Annotated in this window: 14 protein-coding genes; 4 read left to right on the top strand and 10 right to left on the bottom strand. The window is 63.2% G+C overall.

Going from position 1 to position 16,097, the window contains the following annotated elements; genetic code table 11:
* Positions 1-55: 55 nt before the first annotated feature.
* Both B7H23_RS15590 and B7H23_RS15595 read right to left on the bottom strand, forming a co-directional pair.
* Positions 56-1,018, bottom strand: a complete 963-nt coding sequence (locus B7H23_RS15590) for a DnaJ C-terminal domain-containing protein (RefSeq protein WP_094078331.1) — start codon at positions 1,016-1,018, stop codon at positions 56-58.
* A gap of 96 nt (positions 1,019-1,114) precedes the next feature.
* Positions 1,115-1,540, bottom strand: a complete 426-nt coding sequence (locus B7H23_RS15595; RefSeq protein ID WP_158215855.1) for an RT0821/Lpp0805 family surface protein — start codon at positions 1,538-1,540, stop codon at positions 1,115-1,117.
* Between the two features lie 97 nt (positions 1,541-1,637).
* Between B7H23_RS15595 and pdxH the strand changes: the two genes are divergently transcribed.
* Entirely contained in the window at positions 1,638-2,252 is a 615-nt protein-coding gene (gene pdxH / locus B7H23_RS15600; RefSeq protein ID WP_094078333.1) for a pyridoxamine 5'-phosphate oxidase, read from the top strand.
* 9 nt (positions 2,253-2,261) lie between these two features.
* Here the strand turns inward: pdxH and B7H23_RS15605 are convergent, their stop codons facing one another.
* Both B7H23_RS15605 and B7H23_RS15610 read right to left on the bottom strand, forming a co-directional pair.
* The gene (locus B7H23_RS15605) at positions 2,262-3,020 is read right to left on the bottom strand and encodes a crotonase/enoyl-CoA hydratase family protein (protein WP_094078334.1); all 759 of its coding nucleotides are present in this window, start codon (positions 3,018-3,020) and stop codon (positions 2,262-2,264) included.
* A 15-nt stretch (positions 3,021-3,035) separates the two neighbouring features.
* Positions 3,036-4,859: an acyl-CoA dehydrogenase family protein gene (locus tag B7H23_RS15610; protein ID WP_094078335.1), complete on the bottom strand. Its 1,824-nt coding sequence runs from the start codon at positions 4,857-4,859 to the stop codon at positions 3,036-3,038.
* Between the two features lie 263 nt (positions 4,860-5,122).
* On the opposite strand from B7H23_RS15610, the gene B7H23_RS16360 reads away from it, so the two are divergent.
* Positions 5,123-6,703, top strand: a complete 1,581-nt coding sequence (locus B7H23_RS16360) for a GH25 family lysozyme (protein ID WP_420814490.1) — start codon at positions 5,123-5,125, stop codon at positions 6,701-6,703.
* 12 nt (positions 6,704-6,715) lie between these two features.
* Here B7H23_RS16360 and purD read toward each other — a convergent pair whose 3' ends face one another.
* Complete coding sequence (gene purD / locus B7H23_RS15620; RefSeq protein WP_094078453.1) at positions 6,716-7,990, bottom strand: phosphoribosylamine--glycine ligase; 1,275 nt, start codon at positions 7,988-7,990, stop codon at positions 6,716-6,718.
* A 143-nt stretch (positions 7,991-8,133) separates the two neighbouring features.
* Here purD and ubiA point away from each other — a divergent pair, with 143 nt between their 5' ends.
* Positions 8,134-9,213: a 4-hydroxybenzoate octaprenyltransferase gene (gene ubiA / locus B7H23_RS15625; RefSeq protein ID WP_094078337.1), complete on the top strand. Its 1,080-nt coding sequence runs from the start codon at positions 8,134-8,136 to the stop codon at positions 9,211-9,213.
* A gap of 63 nt (positions 9,214-9,276) precedes the next feature.
* Here the strand turns inward: ubiA and B7H23_RS15630 are convergent, their stop codons facing one another.
* The 3 genes from B7H23_RS15630 to B7H23_RS15640 form a co-directional block, all read right to left on the bottom strand.
* Positions 9,277-9,852 carry a DUF6101 family protein gene (locus B7H23_RS15630; protein WP_240535141.1) on the bottom strand — a complete coding sequence of 192 codons (576 nt, stop codon included), beginning with the start codon at positions 9,850-9,852 and terminating at the stop codon, positions 9,277-9,279.
* 219 nt (positions 9,853-10,071) lie between these two features.
* The gene (locus B7H23_RS15635) at positions 10,072-11,484 is read right to left on the bottom strand and encodes an FAD-binding oxidoreductase (RefSeq protein WP_094078338.1); all 1,413 of its coding nucleotides are present in this window, start codon (positions 11,482-11,484) and stop codon (positions 10,072-10,074) included.
* Positions 11,481-12,479 (bottom strand): L-threonylcarbamoyladenylate synthase, encoded by a 999-nt coding sequence (locus B7H23_RS15640; RefSeq protein WP_420814491.1) that lies wholly within the window; start codon positions 12,477-12,479, stop codon positions 11,481-11,483. The genes B7H23_RS15635 and B7H23_RS15640 overlap by 4 nt, the downstream gene beginning before the upstream one ends.
* Positions 12,480-12,613: 134 nt before the next feature.
* Here B7H23_RS15640 and B7H23_RS15645 point away from each other — a divergent pair, with 134 nt between their 5' ends.
* Positions 12,614-13,267 (top strand): hypothetical protein, encoded by a 654-nt coding sequence (locus tag B7H23_RS15645; RefSeq protein WP_143534793.1) that lies wholly within the window; start codon positions 12,614-12,616, stop codon positions 13,265-13,267.
* A 26-nt stretch (positions 13,268-13,293) separates the two neighbouring features.
* Here B7H23_RS15645 and glyS read toward each other — a convergent pair whose 3' ends face one another.
* Both glyS and B7H23_RS16275 read right to left on the bottom strand, forming a co-directional pair.
* On the bottom strand, positions 13,294-15,954 hold the full coding sequence (glyS, locus tag B7H23_RS15650; protein ID WP_094078456.1) for a glycine--tRNA ligase subunit beta: 2,661 nt from the start codon (positions 15,952-15,954) through the stop codon (positions 13,294-13,296).
* Complete coding sequence (locus B7H23_RS16275) at positions 15,947-16,075, bottom strand: hypothetical protein (RefSeq protein ID WP_276295164.1); 129 nt, start codon at positions 16,073-16,075, stop codon at positions 15,947-15,949. Before B7H23_RS16275 ends, glyS begins: the two co-directional genes overlap by 8 nt.
* Positions 16,076-16,097 lie beyond the last annotated feature (22 nt).

Genomic DNA, 16,097 nt, shown 5'->3' on the forward strand with positions numbered 1-16,097 from the left:
GGAAGCACTCTTCCGTCGCTATCGCACAAGCCTTGGAGGCGTTCAAGTTCGCCGGTCAGCCCTGATTTGCGGTTTCGTGGCGAAGAAACTGTTCCAGTGCGGCGTCGCCACCTTCCGGCAACATGATCCGCAGGTGGACCAGAAGGTCGCCAGCGCCACCGTTTTTACGGGGCAGCCCTTTGCCGGGAATGCGCAACACCTTATCCGAAGACGACCATTTGGGCACAGTTACCGCGACACGGCCGCCCTTCGGCAAATCCACAGCAACTTTGCCGCCGAACACCGCCTGCCGCAGGTCAATCGGAAGGTCGACATGCAGGTTGACGCCGTCCAGCCGGAATCTGGGGTGCGGCGCAAAACGAATCGTGATCAGCGCATCGCCGGCCTCCCCGCCCATGGGCGAAGGGGCCCCCTGCCCGCGAAGGCGAATGGTCTGACCGTCCTCGATATGCTCGGGCAGCTTGACCGCAAGCTTTCGGCCGTCAGGGAAAATGGCCGTCGCCTTTTCAGCACCGAGGATCTGTTCCAACGTCACATCGAGAGTCGCCTTGACGTCCTGCCCCTTGGACGAGAAGCCCGAAGCCGACTGCCGCCGCGCTCCACCACCACGATCTTGAGCGCCGCCACGGGCAGCACGGCCGAACAGTTCGGAAAAGATGTCGTCGGTAAAACCGCCGCCCATGCCGCCCGGGCCGCCGCTTCGAAACTCGAAATGCTCGCCGCCGGGTCCGCGCTGCCCCCGGCGGAATCCGGCGAACGGATCCTCGCCGCCCGAGAAGCTTGCGAAGGCAGGCTTGCCTTCGGCGTCGATCTCGCCGGCATCGTACTGCTTGCGCTTGGCAGCATCGCCGATCACATCGTAGGCCTGACTGACTTCGGAAAACCGGTCGCGCATCTTCGGATCGTCCTGATTCGCATCCGGATGATACTTCTTGGCCAGTTTGCGAAAGGCGCTTTTGATCTCTTTATCCGACGCCGTCTTGCCGACGCCGAGAACGGTGTAGGGGTCGCGTGCCATCGTGTCAGACTGTGTCCATCGTCGAAAAAGGAAATTCAGTTATCTGAAATATGGGGTTCAACCCACTGGATTTCCAGATTTTCGTTCCTGAAACGGTCAGACTTTCTGAAAGCTCGTGACCGTCCAGTCATCGCCTGGGCGGCGGCAAACCTCGGCCGTCCAAAGCGCCACGCCCTGATAGGTCTGGCGATTGACCGTGAACTGGCGGCAGGTCACACCGAGACTGGTCGTTTCGCGAATGCCCTGCACCATGCCCGAAGCCCCCGTCGTGACGTTGCGCCAAGCCAGAGCTTCGCCGTCATAGGCCTTCAGATCGGTCGCGACGACGAGGCCGACGACCGTATCGCGGTCGCTGTTCAATTCGTCCTCGATGGCATTGCCAAAAGCGCCAGGAACAGCAGGTTCGACAGTGTTCGACTCAATCGATCCGGTGATGAGCGAGGGGTCATCGTCGATGGCAGCCAGATTGACGCCGCCGCCGCATCCGGCCAGCAGCGATGCCAGCAGCAGAAGCGATGTCACCACGACAAACCGCGACTGGCACTTTCTATTCTGCTGCCTTAATTGATGGCTAGCGGCCAATTCAGGCTCTCCAAACGCAACCATAGGACGTGCCATTTTGAAACCGACAGAGTTAACGGCTGGTGACTTCGCCACGTATTCCGACCCCTATGAGTTGTTCGGACTGTGGCTCACCGATGCCGAAGGCAGCGAAATCAACGATCCGAACGCCATGTCGCTGGCCACCGTCGACCAGGACGGAATGCCCGATATTCGCGTTGTCCTGTTGAAGGGATTCGATCGCGACGGCCTTGTCTTCTACACCAATTTCGAAAGCGACAAGGGCCGGCAATTGCTCGGTCAGCCTCGCGCAGCTCTCTGTTTTCATTGGAAATCGCTCCGGCGTCAGGTCCGTATTCGCGGTACCGTCGAACCGGTGTCCAGTGCAGAGGCCGACGAATATTACGCCACGCGTCCGCGCGGCAGCCGAATCGGCGCATGGGCCAGCCGGCAATCGCGGCCCCTGCCCGATCGCGCCACGCTGGAAAAGGCCGTTGCGGATTATGAAGAGAAATTCGAAGGCGAAGAGCCGCCGCGCCCGGACCATTGGTCGGGCTTTCGGATCAAGCCGGTCCAGATGGAGTTCTGGCACGATCGGCCCTTCCGCCTGCACGACCGCGTTCGCTTCGATAGTGAAGGCGGTGACTGGCGCAAGAGCCGGCTCTATCCGTGAGCTTCCCGGTCAGCCCTTCGAGGCCTTCCGGTTCATAAACGACTGGAAGGCCTGGCGCGCCTCATCGCTTCTGAGGCGTTCGCCGAACAAGCGCGCTTCCCGCATGCAGAGGTTCATTCTCTCATCGCGATCTCCCATCAGAAGATCGCGGGCGATGGCCAGCGCCTCCGGCGGTTTCTGAGCGAGGCGTTCGGCCGTCGCCATCGCTTCGCTTTCCAATTGCCCAGGCTCGACGATCTTCCAGACAAGGCCGGCCTCGCGCGCCTCTTCGCCACTCAGCGCCTCACCGAGCGCCAGAAGGGCGAAGGCGCGCTGATGGCCCATCATGATGGGAGCGACGACCGAGGACGCAAATTCCGGCGTCAGACCGAGATCCAGAAACGGCGTGGTGAAGCTCGATCGCGCAGTCGCGATCGTCAGATCGCAGTTGAAATGAATGGTCGTGCCAATCCCCACAGCGATGCCGTCAACACCGGTCACGACCGGCTTTCTGGCGCGGATCATCGCATCCATGAATTCGAAGACCTCGTTGCCATGTTCACCGCCCATCGCGATGGCCATGAAGTCGCCGAGATCGTTGCCGGCCGAGAACACGCCCTCGCCGCCCAGCAGCAGATGAACGCGCACTTCGTCATCGACATCGGCGGTGCGGATGGCGTCAGCCATCGCGGCGTACATGGCGCGGGTCAGCGCATTCTTTTTCTCCATCCGGTTCATACGGACGATGTTGACCGCGCCCTTGCGGCTGACTTCGATATGTTCGCTCATGCGTACTCGTTCTCCTTACGCGACAACAAGGGCGCGTTCCGCCGCAGCTTCAAGACTGTCTGCCCCGGCCATGACCCGGTCCTTAAGCGTTGATGTTTCACCCAGCAGGTTCTCGGCGAAGAAACGGGCCAACGCTGTCCGCGCCTCATCGTCGCCATTGCCCGCGCCTCGCGCGAGATAGCAGCCCCCAGCCGTCAGGCCGAACTGGCGCAGATAGGGCGTAGCGCCCGCGAGCGCGGTTTCGGCTTCGCCGGCCTGCAGGCGCTCCTGCAACCATTCTGTGCTTTCGGTCAGGTCTTCAAGCGCTCTGGCCAGTCGCTCGCCAGTCCTGCCGAAGGCCTCAGCATTCGACTGGGCGACCTCGTCGGCCATCCGGCGAAGATCCGCGATATAGTCGTGAACGGCCCGGCCATCGGCCAGCGGCAGCTTGCGCATGACGAGATCGATAGCCTGAATGCCGTTCGTGCCCTCATAGATCGGGGCGATCCGCGCGTCGCGTAGCAGACGAGCCGCGCCTGTTTCCTCGACATAGCCCATGCCGCCATGCACCTGAATACCGGTATTGGCAACATCGACGCCGATATCCGTCGAGAAGGCCTTGGCGATCGGCGTCAGCAGATTGGCGCGCGCGGACCATTTGCCTGTCTCGTCGGCCTGCCCTTCGGCGCCCGATGCCGCGCCGCGCGCCGACACCCCATGCGGATCGTGGCTCATATCGATAGCGAAGCCGCAGGCGTAGCAGATTGCGCGAGCCGCGGCGGTCATCGCCTTCATGGTCAGCAGATCCCGCTGCACATCCGGGTGATAGACGATCGGCGCCATGCCTTCGCCTTTCCAGCCGGCCGCCTTGCCCTGACGGCGCTCCTGCGCATATTCCAGCGCTTTCTGAAAGGCGGCCTCCGCGACGGCGACGCCCTGCAAACCAACGAGAAGCCGCGCATTGTTCATCATCGTGAACATGCAGTTGAGGCCGCGATTCTCTTCGCCGATCAGCCAGCCGATGGCGCCAGGTTCGTCACCGAACTTGCCGTCGCCATAGATCATCGTACAGGTGGGCGAGCCGTGAATGCCGAGCTTGTGCTCGACGCTGTGGCAGATCACGTCGTTGCGCGCGCCGGGCGTGCCATCCTCTTTCGGAATGAATTTCGGCACCAGAAAGAGCGATATGCCGCGTGTGCCGGCGGGTGCGTCCGGCAGACGCGCCAGAACCAGGTGAACGATGTTGTCGGTGAAATCATGCTCGCCGAAGGTAATGTAAATCTTCTGGCCGAAGATGCGGTAGGTGCCGTCGCCCACCGATTCGGCCTTGGCCTTCAACGCCGCGAGGTCCGAGCCGGCCTGCGGTTCGGTCAGGTTCATCGTGCCGGTCCACTCACCGGAGACGAGCTTTTCCAGATAGGTCGCCTTGAGCTCTTCGGAGCCATGCGCCTCAAGCGCCTCGACCGCACCCATCGTCAGGGTCGGACAAAGAGAAAAGCCGATGGACGCACTGTTCCACATTTCGGATACCGCCAGACCCAGAGAAAGCGGCAAGCCCTGACCGCCGAACTCTTCCGGCCCGGTGATCGCGTTCCAGCCGCCCTCGGTCCAGCGCCGGTAGAGGTCGGCCCAGCCTTCCGCCGTGGTCGCTTCGCCATCCTTCAGCGTCACCCCGTCACGGTCGCCGTGCCAGCCGATGGGCACCATCTCCTCATTGGCGAAGCGGGCCGCTTCGTCGAGGATCGCATCGACGAGGTCGTCGGACATCTCTTCGCCGAACCGTCCATCTTCGAGGGCGGTGGCGAAGCCGACCGTGTGTTTGAGCGTGTGAGCGATATCTGAAACCGGGGCGCGATACATGCCGGGGCCTCCCATTTACTGTTTTGCAGGCTGTCTTCTGCTCATATGGGCCGCACAACTGCGTCAGCCATGGGGGTCCTGTCCAGTTCGTCGCGCCATCCACAACCGGACGTATGGCCGGCGCGATGCGACAAATGTGGCGGTTGTGGGCCTATTTCCGTCAAACCACAGCCCCATTGGTAGGCCAAAAGATGCCGCAAGGGTGCTTCGTCGGCGGGATGGCGCGAGCAGAACACGGCAAAGACATCTAGAGGGGACACTGCGTGCGGGACGGCATAAAGAAACTCACTCTGCGTTTAAGCGGTGCGGTACTGGCCGCGCTGATTTGCATACCGGCAATGGCCGATACGGCGAACGAACCATGGAAGCGGGACGACCTCGCTCTGGTTATCGACGCCTATGAGTACAATCCAATCGACTGGCAGGCGCTGGCCTCCGACAAGCGGATCGCCGGGTTCATCAATAAGGGTTCGGACGGTCTGCCGCCGAAATATCGCTGCAAGGGCGAGGGGATGGAATACGACCATTGCCGGCTGGCCTGGAAGCGGTATTCCGTCACGAAAGAACTCTACCATACACGCCGGATGATGGCGAAGGAGCTGGGGCTCGTTTGGGGCGCCTATCATCTCGGACGTCCCGGCAATCCGGAAGATCAGGCCGACCATTTCCTCGAATTCGCCGATCCGCAGGATGACGAACTGATCGCCATCGATATCGAGGACAACGATCCCGAAAAATTCATGAGCCTTGAGGACGCCGAGATCTTCGCGCGGCGTATCAAGTCTCGGACAGGCCGGTGGCCGGTGCTTTACACCAATGGCAGCACGTCGAAATTCATCGCCCAGCGCGCCCATGATTATCCGATTCTGTCGCGCCTGCCGATCTGGTACGCGCGCTATCGCAACGAGATCGAAGGCGTATTCCCGCTCGGCAATTGGGAAGATTATGCGCTCTGGCAGTTCGCCAGCCACATCAACTGCAAGGGCAAGTCGACCTGCCCCTATCGCCCGCTGGGCACCGCCGAAGATATCGACGTCAATGTCGCGCCGATGAGCAAGGCTGCGCTGAAGAAGGTGTGGCCGTTCGGTGAACTGGTGCCGAAGATCGTGCCGGACGAGCCGGAAATGCTGGTTGCAAAAAGCAATGTTACCCCGGCCAAGGACGATGCGGGGAAGATGGTGCAGGTGGCGACGGCAGATGGCGGCTCGCTGGCGATACCCATGCCAATGCGCTCGCCGCGCGACCCGAAACCGGTTGGCGATGCCATTGCTGTTGCTTCTGTCGCCAAGCCGAAGGCCGAAACCGCCGCACCGATCGAACTCGCAACGGTCACCACTCCGATCGAGAAAGGCGCGTCACCCGCTTTGGCCTTCTCCGCACAGCCGGCCGCCCGACAGACCGCCACTCAGGCGCTCGCCAGCTTCGCCGCCGGCAAAAGCGTCAGCCCGGCCTTCAAAAAGAAGGTCGAGAAGGAGCCAGCCGACCAGCCGGCAGCGCGCGCCCCGGAAAAGAAGGTCGCTGCCATTGCCGTCGATAAGGCAAAGAGCGATCTGTCGCACAGAGCAGTTCTGAAAAAGGCCGAACCGAAGGCGATTCGTGCGGCGGAAAAACCGAAGGCTCAAACGACCCAGAACGTGGCCGTGACGAAAAAGGTCGCCGCGCCGAAAGTGCCGGTCGTGAAGGCTTCCATCGAGATGGAAGCCGGTGAGAAGGACACCAAGGGCCCGACCGTTCTGGAGCGCATCCAGTCTATCGTGGACAACACGCCCGACGAGCCTCTTGCGCCCTTGTTCGGTTTGAACGCCGCTTCCGTGGCTGACACCGAAACGCGGCGTTTCCGCTAAAGCACGCGGGGTCTACACTCCGCGTTCCAGCGCGCGCCATGCGATGTCGGTGCGGTAGAAGCCGTCAGCCCACTGGATGCGGTCAATTGCCGCGTAGGCCTTCTCACGGGCGGCGCTCAAGCTATGCGCCATTGCGGTCACGTTCAGCACCCGACCGCCATTGGCGACGATTTTGCCGTCCTTTTCGGCGGTTCCGGCATGGAAAACTGTGACGCTCTCGTCCGAAATCGTATCGAGGCCGGCAATCTCGCTCCCCTTTTGCGGCGTCCCGGGATAGCCCTTCGCCGCCATCACCACCGTGAGCGCAGGATCGCCCGACCATTGCAGCGGCTTGCATTCATCCAACCGTCCCTGTGCCGCCGCAAGAAGCACCGGTAGCAGATCGCTTTTCAGGCGCATCATCAGTACCTGGCATTCCGGGTCGCCGAAGCGGACATTGTATTCGATCAGTTGTGGGCCTTTGTCTCCGATCATCAGCCCGGCATAAAGGACGCCGGTGAAAGGCGAGCCGCGCTCGGCCATCCCGTCCAGCGTCGGCTGGACGATCCGCGACATGACCGTGGCGATATGCTCGTCGGTGAGAACCGGCGCGGGCGAGTAAGCGCCCATGCCGCCGGTGTTCGGGCCGGTATCGCCATCGCCGACGCGCTTGTGGTCCTGCGCGCCGGCCAGCGGCAGCGCGATCTTGCCATCGCAGAGACAGAAAAAGGAGGCTTCCTCGCCGGTGAGGAAATCCTCGATCACGACCTCTGCGCCAGCGTCTCCGAACACGCCTTCGAAGCAATCGTCGATGGCCGCGCAGGCCTGTTCGACAGTTTCTGCCACGGTGACGCCCTTGCCGGCGGCCAGCCCGTCCGCCTTGACGACGATGGGCGCGCCGGCCTGCCGCACATAGGCCTTGGCCTTCGGGGCATTATTGAAGCGCGCCCAGCCGGCGGTCGGAACATCCTTCAGATCGCAGATTTCCTTGGTGAAAGCTTTGGAGCCTTCCAACCGCGCCGCTTCCCTGGACGCGCCGAAACAGGCGATGCCCGCATCGCGCAGATCGTCGGCCAGGCCGGCGACGAGCGGCGCTTCGGGACCGACCACCACCAGATCGATGGCTTCGCTCCGGCAGAATTCGACGATGGCCATATGACCCGAGACGTCCAGCGTCACGCATTCGGCATGGTCGGCGATACCGGGATTACCGGGCGTGGCGAAAAACCGTCCGAGCCGGTCCGACTGGGCGATCTTCCAGGCCAGCGCGTGTTCGCGGCCACCGGAGCCGATAAGGAGCGTGTTGATGGCGGTCATGAGCGGTTTGTTCCGGCGTTTGTCGGATGGTTCGCCGATTGCCTATGGCGAGCGTCAGCTCGAATCAAGTTCGAACCTCTCCTTTCACTTGTCGATCACTTGACCGTTTCGCCCGGCGCTGCAATCTGCCGCTTATGGAGAAGGTTCAGGATCTTGGCCAGCAGGGTCGCGTGGCGGATGCGCCATCGGGCCATTGGGTTTATCGGCTGCTGCCGCGCTCGGCCTGGCCCTATGCGCAACTGGCCCGTTGGGACCGACCCATCGGCTGGTGGCTTCTGCTCTGGCCGTGCTGGTGGAGTCTGGCCATGGCGGCGAGCCTGACGGTGCAGTCCATGGCCGGCAGCGGTACGGCGGGCGGACGCGCGGCGGGCGAATTGTCCGGCACGAGCGGACCTCTCCTGCTGACCGCGCTCTTTATCGCTGAACTGGCGCTTTTCATGATCGGCGCCATCGCAATGCGCGGCGCAGGGTGCACCTGGAACGATTTCGTCGACAGGAAGATCGACGCGCAGGTTGCGCGGACCCGCTCGCGCCCCCTGCCCTCCGGCCAGGTCAGCACCAAGCAGGCGGCGGGCTTTCTCGTCACGCAAGCGTTGATCGGCCTTGCCGTTCTGATCGCGCTCTCCTCGCTTCCCGTACTGCTTGACATCCACACCCTGCGGAACGGTCTTGCCACTTTCGGCCTTGGGGTTGCCTCTCTTGCTATTGTCGCCGTCTATCCCTTTGCCAAGCGCTTCACCAACTGGCCACAAAGTGTGCTCGGTCTCGCTTTCTCGTGGGGCGCGCTGATGGGCTGGCAGGCCTGGTTCGGCACGCTCGGCTGGCCGCCGCTCGCCCTCTATGCCGGCGCGATCCTGTGGACCATCGGCTACGATACGATCTACGCGCATCAGGACAAGGAGGACGACGCTCTGGTCGGCGTCCGCTCCACCGCCAGGCTTTTCGGCGAGCGGACAGGCCGCGCGCTGATCTGGATCTACGCCGCCGCGCTTCTGTTTATGGCGCTAGCCTTTGCCCTCGCTGAGGTGCCCCTTCCCGCCTTTGCCGGGCTGATCGCTGCCGGGTTCCACATGGCCGGTCAGATCCGCGCGCTCGACATCGACGATGCCGACCAGTGCCTGGCGCTTTTCAAGAGCAACAAGCGCGTCGGCTGGCTGATCTTTCTCGGCCTTCTCGGTGGCGCGGCCTGGGCGGCGCTGTCGCCGCAAATCTGATCCGCAACGAAAAAACGGCCCGTTGTCGGGCCGCTTTTCCTGCTTCTCAAGGCATTGTCGTTGTTACTGACGTGCGATGATCTCCTGACCATCGACGATCAGCCGCATCCCCATCGAACCCGTCCGCCGACGGGCGAGGAAACGGGGACGGCGCGCACGGGTGGGACGTCCCGCACGGCGCTCGCTCGGCTGCGACTTCTTCACCGCGCCAAGGCTTTCTTCCAGCGTGCGGGCCACGCCGTCCGATTCGATCAGCAGCATCTGGAGGCCGAGCTTCTCGGACCAGAGATGCCAGTCGGCGGCGATGTCGTCGAGATTGTCGGCGACAAGAAGCGGCACGGTGAGGTTCGGGTCGTCGTGCAGAAGCGAAAGAGTGACGTCGATCCGCCCGTCTTCCAGTTCCTTGGCTTCGGCGGCAACGCCGCGATAGGCGGTCAGGCCGACCATCATGGATAGCGGCAGGCCGCTCTTTTCCAGGACACGGCGGGCGACGACGCCCTTTTCGTGAACGGTGAAACTGACCGGCTCCCCGTTCTCGTCATAGCCGCAGCTGACGGTTTGAGGCAGATGAAAGGGATCGAGCCGGAGGCTGGTGATCTCTTCTCTTCGTGCGATCATGCGATCGGCAATGTTCTTCATATCTGGCGTTCCCTGTAAGACTTCCGATCCAAGTCGCTGGGCGGTTGCCCGGAAGTTCGTCCGCGCCGTCTTTTGCGGCGTCGATAAGGGCACATTATGCGAGGGGACGCCGAAAACGCCTTAAGAGGCAGGGTGAACGAAACCTAAGCGATTCCGAGGGTTACGGAAAAGCGAACGGAACAGTCCGTGGAAAGGTCGCCTTAACGATAGTCCGGCCCGTCAGATTACCTTGCCGGGGTTCATGATACCGGAGGGGTCGAGCGTCTGCTTGATGCGCCGCATCAGATCGATGGCGACCGGCGGCTTCGTCGCAATCAACTCGTCGCGCTTCAGCGCGCCGATGCCATGTTCTGCGGCGAAGGAGCCGCCATAGCGGCGGACGACATCGTGCACCGCTGCGTTGAGCGGCTTCCATTTGGCCAGGAACGCGTCGGCTGCGCCAGGCGGGCCCTGCACATTAAAGTGCAGATTGCCGTCGCCCATATGGCCGAAACAGACAAGCCGACCCTCGGGTGTGACCCGTTCGACAACAGCCCCGGCCTCGACGATGAAATCCGGAATGGACGAAACCGGCACAGACACGTCGTGCTTTATGGAAGCACTCTCGATCCGCTGGGCTTCGGGAATCGATTCGCGCACCTTCCAGAAGCTGTCACCCTGCGCGATGGAAGCGGCCAGAACGGCGTCAGTCACGGCGCCCTCTTCCAGCGCCCTACTGAGGATCTCTTCGGCCAGAGCGCGCGCCTCGTCTTCACCCCGTCCGGACGATAGTTCCATCAGCACATGCCAGGCGGTTTCGTTCTGGATCGGGACACGGACGTCGGGGACATGCGCTTCGGCCAGCCGCGCCGCGTCGCCAGCCATCAGTTCGAACGCGGTGAGCGCGCTGCCAGCGGCAGAGGATGCCAGCCGATAGAGCCTCAAGGCGTCCGCTGGATCGTTCAGCGTGGCCCAGGCGACTTGACGCCCCTTCGGCTGCGGCACGAGCTTCAGCACCGCCGCTGTGACGATGCCGAGTGTTCCTTCCGCGCCGATGAAGAGGTTTCTCAGATCGTAGCCGGTATTGTCCTTCCGTAGCTTGCGCAGATCGTCCAGCACCTCGCCCGATGGCAGCACCACTTCAAGGCCCAGGCAAAGATCGCGGGCATTGCCATAGGCCAGAACGTTCACGCCGCCGGCATTGGTCGCCAGAATGCCGCCGATCTGCGCGGTGCCCTGGCTGGCGATGGATAACGGGAACATCAGGTCGCGATCCGCCGCGGCCTCGCGCACGGCCTGCAGGGAAACGCCCGCCTCGACCGTCATCGTGCCGGCATCGGCGTCGATTTCACGGATCGCATCCAGCCGCGACAGCGACAGGACGATCTGGTCGCCGGAGCCGTCCGGCACCTGCCCGCCAACGAGCCCCGTATTGCCGCCCTGCGGGACGATGGGCGTGCCGGTTTCGCTTGCCAACCGCAGAATCGCCGCCACTTCGTCGGTCGAACCGGGCCGCAGCACCAGCGGCGTCAGGCCATGGAAGAGTTTGCGCAATTCGTGACGGTAGGCGGCGGTGTCAGCCTCCGCCTGCAGTGCATATTTCTCGCCGACGATGGCAGTGAAGCGCTCGATCAGTTCCGGGGTGATCGTCATGCGATTCCATCTCCATCTCGCGGAGCGGCGGCACGAGACAGGCGGTCGCGAATGGCTTCGCCCAGACCTTCGGCAGGGATCGGTTCAACCGCAATTGCTGTTGCTCCATAGCCATCCAATGCTCGCATCGCCGCGAAAAGCCGCGCTGCCGCCTGTCGCAGATCGCCGGCCTCGCTCAGATTTTCGACTGCGACGGCGCGTTCGAAACCGCTGGCGCGATCCGGGCCGAATGCCAGAAGCGCCTCGCCTTCGCGCACTTCATCGATATCGAGGCGGATAGCCGCATTGGGCGCGTAGTGCGAGGCCAGCATGCCCGGCGCCTGAATGGCGGCGCCACCGCCGGCGCGACCCACCGCGCCAAAATTGGCCAGTTCCTCGGCTGTTACCCCGCCCGGTCGCAGAATGGTGATGACGCCATCCTCCACCTTTACGATCGTCGATTCCACGCCGATCGCCGGCGCACCGCCATCGACGATCAGCGCGACCGATCCACCCAGATCGTCGGCCACGGCCTGCGCATCGGTTCCGGTGATCCGCCCGGAACGATTGGCGCTGGGCGCGGCGAGTGGACGACCGAGTTCGGCGATCACCTGGGCAGCGATACCACGCGGCTGACGAACCGCCAGGGTCGGTTGGCCGGCGGTGACCAGATCGTGCACCAGCGCATTCTCCTTCTTCGGCAGAACGAGAGTGAGAGCGCCGGGCCAGAAGGCGCCCGCCAGTTCGCGGGAAAGCGAGTCGAAACGGCAAAGCCGTTCGGCCATGGGAAGCCCATCGACATGGGCGATCAGCGGATTGAAGGCAGGCCGGCCCTTCGCCGCGAAGATGGCCGCGACCGCCTCGCCATTGCCCGCATCGGCGGCAAGGCCGTAGACCGTTTCGGTCGGCAGGGCGACCAGTCGTCCCTCATCGAGCATTGCGGCAGCCCGCACCACGCAATCAGGCGAATCTGCCTCCACTATAGGCGCTGAAGCGATGGTTGAAACCGTCATCATGGCTCATGGCCTAGCGCCAAGTCCTGCGGCGCGCAATGCCTGCATCGATGGGCTATTAACCCCTCATTAACCCGATTTGCCAACCTGACGGAAAGGGTCGCCATGGCATGGTCGGCACTATGAGGAAGAACGCCATGAACCGTACCCGTCTCACGATTATTGCCTGCGCCGCGTCGCTGAGCGCCGGCGCTGCCGTCTCCCATGCGCAGACGGAGACGGGACCGGGCGGCTATGTCTATGAGTATCAATCGCCATCGATCATGCTGATCAAGCCGGAGGGCTGGGAGCCGTCGAAGGCCGAAGCGCCCGAGCCGCCGTTGCTGCGACCGATCATGCCGACGGATCTCTACGAAGACGAAGAACTGACCCGGACAAGCGCGCTGGAGGAGGTCATCGGCCGACCGGACGAAAACGCGCTCGGGCCGATCCTCGCAGCGCAGCGCGCCGAGGAACGCCAGCGCAGGCTGGCGGCGCAAGAAGCCGAGAAGGGCGCCAATCAGTTGGCCGACACGCCGGTGTTGCCCGATGAAGGGGTCGACCGGCAGACCACCGCCGCGCTTCCTGATGCGGACGAAGCCGCGCAAACCGATGTGACGGTCCAGAACGACGTCGAAATCATCGGCGGGGACGGGGCTGAAGCATCCGCTTCGGCCGAAGAGCCGCCCATGGACGAACTTGCCAAGGAAGGCTCCGGGCCAGCTATTGTCGAGGTTGAGACAAAGAACGCTTCCGCCAATGAAGGCGCGCCGTCCGAGCCGGAATTCTCCAAGATGAAGATGCGCTACTAGCCGCAATCCATCGTAATTCCCGTTGTCTAACCGCCGATCTTCGAGAAATCGGCGACCTGACCGGTGGCGTTGCGGATACGGTTCAGTAGCGCCAGGCGGTTGCCGCGCACCGAGGCGATCTCTGCATTGACCATCACCGCGTCGAAGAACGCATCGATGGGTCCGCGCAGCTTCGACAGCGCGGCCAGCGCCCGCTCGTAATCCTCGGCCTCGGTGGCTTCTGCAGCGGCGTTTTCCTGCGCTTCCAATGCCTCGAAGAGCGCGCGCTCCCCATCCTGCTCGAAGAGCGACGGATCGACCGGCTGGTCGAAGGACAGGCCCTGCTGTTCTTCCTTGGCCAGAATGTTCGTGGCGCGTTTCGTGCCGGCCAGAAGGTTCTGCCCTTCCTTGGTGTCGAGGAAAGCGCCCAGCGCCTGCACCCGCCGAATGATGAGGAGGAGATCGTCGTTGGCAGCATGGTCGGTGTGCCCACCCTCCCCCTGGTGGGGAGGGTGGGACGGAACGTCCGGGGTGGGGGGCGTTGCTGCCTCGACTTTCTCACCCCCACCCGCACCTTCGGTGCGACCTCCCCCATCCAGGGGGAGGTGGGTGCCACTCGCCAGCACAGCGTCGATCAGATCGTGCCGCGCGCCCTGATCGCGCAGATAGACCTTCAGACGGTCGTGGAAGAATGCGAGGAGCGACAGTGTTAGCTCCCACGACCAATCTGGTGCCTTCTCCAATAAGGCCTCTCGGCCCGATTCGCCAACAAGTCGATCCTCTATTTCAGCCCTGTAATCGGCACTGATAAGCCCTACTCGCGCGAGTAGCTCTGCGTGCTGCAAAAAATCTTCGCTCTCGCGCTTCTGGAAGAAAACCGCATACCGAATTGTTGGGCCGATCAGCCCGCGAATTAACCCAAGACGAATCCCATTCTCAGCCACGATCCGGATCACGCCGAGAGCGGCGCGGCGGAGAGCATAAGGGTCCTTCGAACCGGTCGGTTTTTCGTCGATGGCCCAGAAGCCGGTCAGCGTGTCGAGCTTGTCGGCCAGCGCCACGGCAATCGCGACCGGATCGGTCGGCACGGCGTCGGACGGCCCCTGCGGGCGGTAGTGATCCTCGATAGCGGTTGCGACACTCGAGTCCTCGCCCTGTAACAGCGCGTAGGTCTTGCCCATCGCGCCCTGCACTTCGGGAAATTCCTGCACCACTTCGGTCGTGAGATCGGCCTTGGCGAGCAGCGCCGCGCGGCGGGCCAGTTGCGCCAGACGACCACCCTCCCCTCGGTGGGGAGGGTCGGACGGAACGTCCGGGGTGGGGGGCGTTGCTGCCTCGACCGTCTCACCCCCACCCGCACCTTCGGTGCGACCTCCCCCATCGAGGGGGAGGTGGAAGCCCTGCGTATCCAGAACGCCGGCCAGTTCTTCCGCCAGCGCGGCGATGCGGCGGACGCGCTCGCCCTGCGTCCCGAGCTTGGCGTGGAAGGTGACGTTTAGGTGGTCCAGCCGCGCCATGCGTTGGTCGAGCGGTTTGAACAGATCGAGCCCGAGATCGTCGGCGCTCGCTTTCAGATCGTCGATGTCCGGCAGATCCTGCTGATCGGTGCGCCAGAAATAGAGCGCATCGGCGAGGCGCGCACGCACAACCTTGCCATTGCCACGGGCGATCTCAGCACCGCCATCCTTCGCATCGATGTTCGAAACGAGGATGAATTTATTGGAGAGGCTTCCCCCCTCACCCGGCTCGCCATGCGAGCCACCCTCTCCCTCCAGGGGCGAGGAGATTCTCTGCCGTGTGACGAAGCATTTCTGGTTCGTCTTGATCGTCAGGCGGATGACCTCGTCCGGGATTTCGAGATACTCCTCCTCGAACTCGCCGAGCAGGACGACCGGCCATTCGACCAGGCCCGCGACCTCTTCCAGCAGTGCCTCGTCCTCGACCAGTTCGAGACCGCTCGCGAAGGCCATATCCTTCGCATCGTGCAGGATCATGTCCTTTCGCCGCGCGGCCGAGAGCACGACATTGGCCTTTTCCAGCTTGTTTACATAATCGTCGAAGCGGCGCACGGCGATCTCGCCGCCAGCATGGAAGCGGTGGCCGACGGTCGTGTTGCCGGCGCGGATGCCGCCCACATCGAATTGGACGATCACCGGGTCTTCGGTCTCCGGCCCGAAGGTGCAGAGGATCGATTGCAGCGGGCGCACCCAGCGCATCGCCTCGCCGCCCCGGCCCTCCACGCCGTTATAGTCGCTGCCCTTCGGCCCGGACGCCGGGCCCCAACGCATGGATTTGGACCACGGAAACGAGCGAATGATGCCGGGCATCGCCTCGGCGATGATTGCGTCTGCCGGGCGGCCCGGTTTTTCGATGGTGGCGACGTAGAAATCGCCTTTCTTCGGGTCGCTCCTGACCTCGGCCTGATCGATGCTGTCGAGGCCCGCGCCGCGCAGAAAGCCGGCAATCGCCTTTTCGGGCGCGTCGGTGCGCGGGCCTTTCCGCTCCTCGCGTACATCGGCGGAACGCGCGGTCAGGCCGCGAATATCGAGCGTCAGGCGACGGGGCGTCCAGTGTTCGGCGGCGCCCTCATAGGTCAGGCCGGCATCGATCAGCGCGTCGGTCACCATCTTTTTCAGATCGCCCGCCGCCTTGCGCTGCATGCGGGCGGGAATCTCTTCAGAGCGCAGTTCGAGAAGAAGGTCAGGCATGGGCATATTCCATCAGTCCGCATGCCGCTCTCTTTTTGTCGGTCCTCACCGCAATGCGGCTCCGGGCCTCCGGCGGGGCTGGAATCTCTTCGGAGCGCAGTTCGAGAAGAAGGTCAGGCATGGTCTCATTCCTCACCCTCCCC

The organism is Notoacmeibacter marinus (assembly GCF_002238045.1).
In the GTDB taxonomy this organism is placed as follows: domain Bacteria; phylum Pseudomonadota; class Alphaproteobacteria; order Rhizobiales; family Rhizobiaceae; genus Notoacmeibacter; species Notoacmeibacter marinus.

Bases quoted from the DNA above. Each gene is read 5' to 3' on its own strand.
- B7H23_RS15605 (WP_094078334.1), bottom strand. From the start codon at position 3,020: ATGAGCGAACATATCGAAGTCAGCCGCAAGGGCGCGGTCAACATCGTC.
- B7H23_RS15590 (WP_094078331.1), bottom strand. From the start codon at position 1,018: ATGGCACGCGACCCCTACACCGTTCTCGGCGTCGGCAAGACGGCGTCG.
- B7H23_RS15630 (WP_240535141.1), bottom strand. From the start codon at position 9,852: ATGAAGAACATTGCCGATCGCATGATCGCACGAAGAGAAGAGATCACC.
- B7H23_RS15635 (WP_094078338.1), bottom strand. From the start codon at position 11,484: ATGACGATCACCCCGGAACTGATCGAGCGCTTCACTGCCATCGTCGGC.
- B7H23_RS15610 (WP_094078335.1), bottom strand. From the start codon at position 4,859: ATGTATCGCGCCCCGGTTTCAGATATCGCTCACACGCTCAAACACACG.
- B7H23_RS16275 (WP_276295164.1), bottom strand. From the start codon at position 16,075: ATGCCTGACCTTCTTCTCGAACTGCGCTCCGAAGAGATTCCAGCCCCG.
- glyS (WP_094078456.1), bottom strand. From the start codon at position 15,954: ATGCCTGACCTTCTTCTCGAACTGCGCTCTGAAGAGATTCCCGCCCGC.
- ubiA (WP_094078337.1), top strand. From the start codon at position 8,134: ATGGAGAAGGTTCAGGATCTTGGCCAGCAGGGTCGCGTGGCGGATGCG.
- B7H23_RS15645 (WP_143534793.1), top strand. From the start codon at position 12,614: ATGAACCGTACCCGTCTCACGATTATTGCCTGCGCCGCGTCGCTGAGC.
- B7H23_RS15640 (WP_420814491.1), bottom strand. From the start codon at position 12,479: ATGATGACGGTTTCAACCATCGCTTCAGCGCCTATAGTGGAGGCAGAT.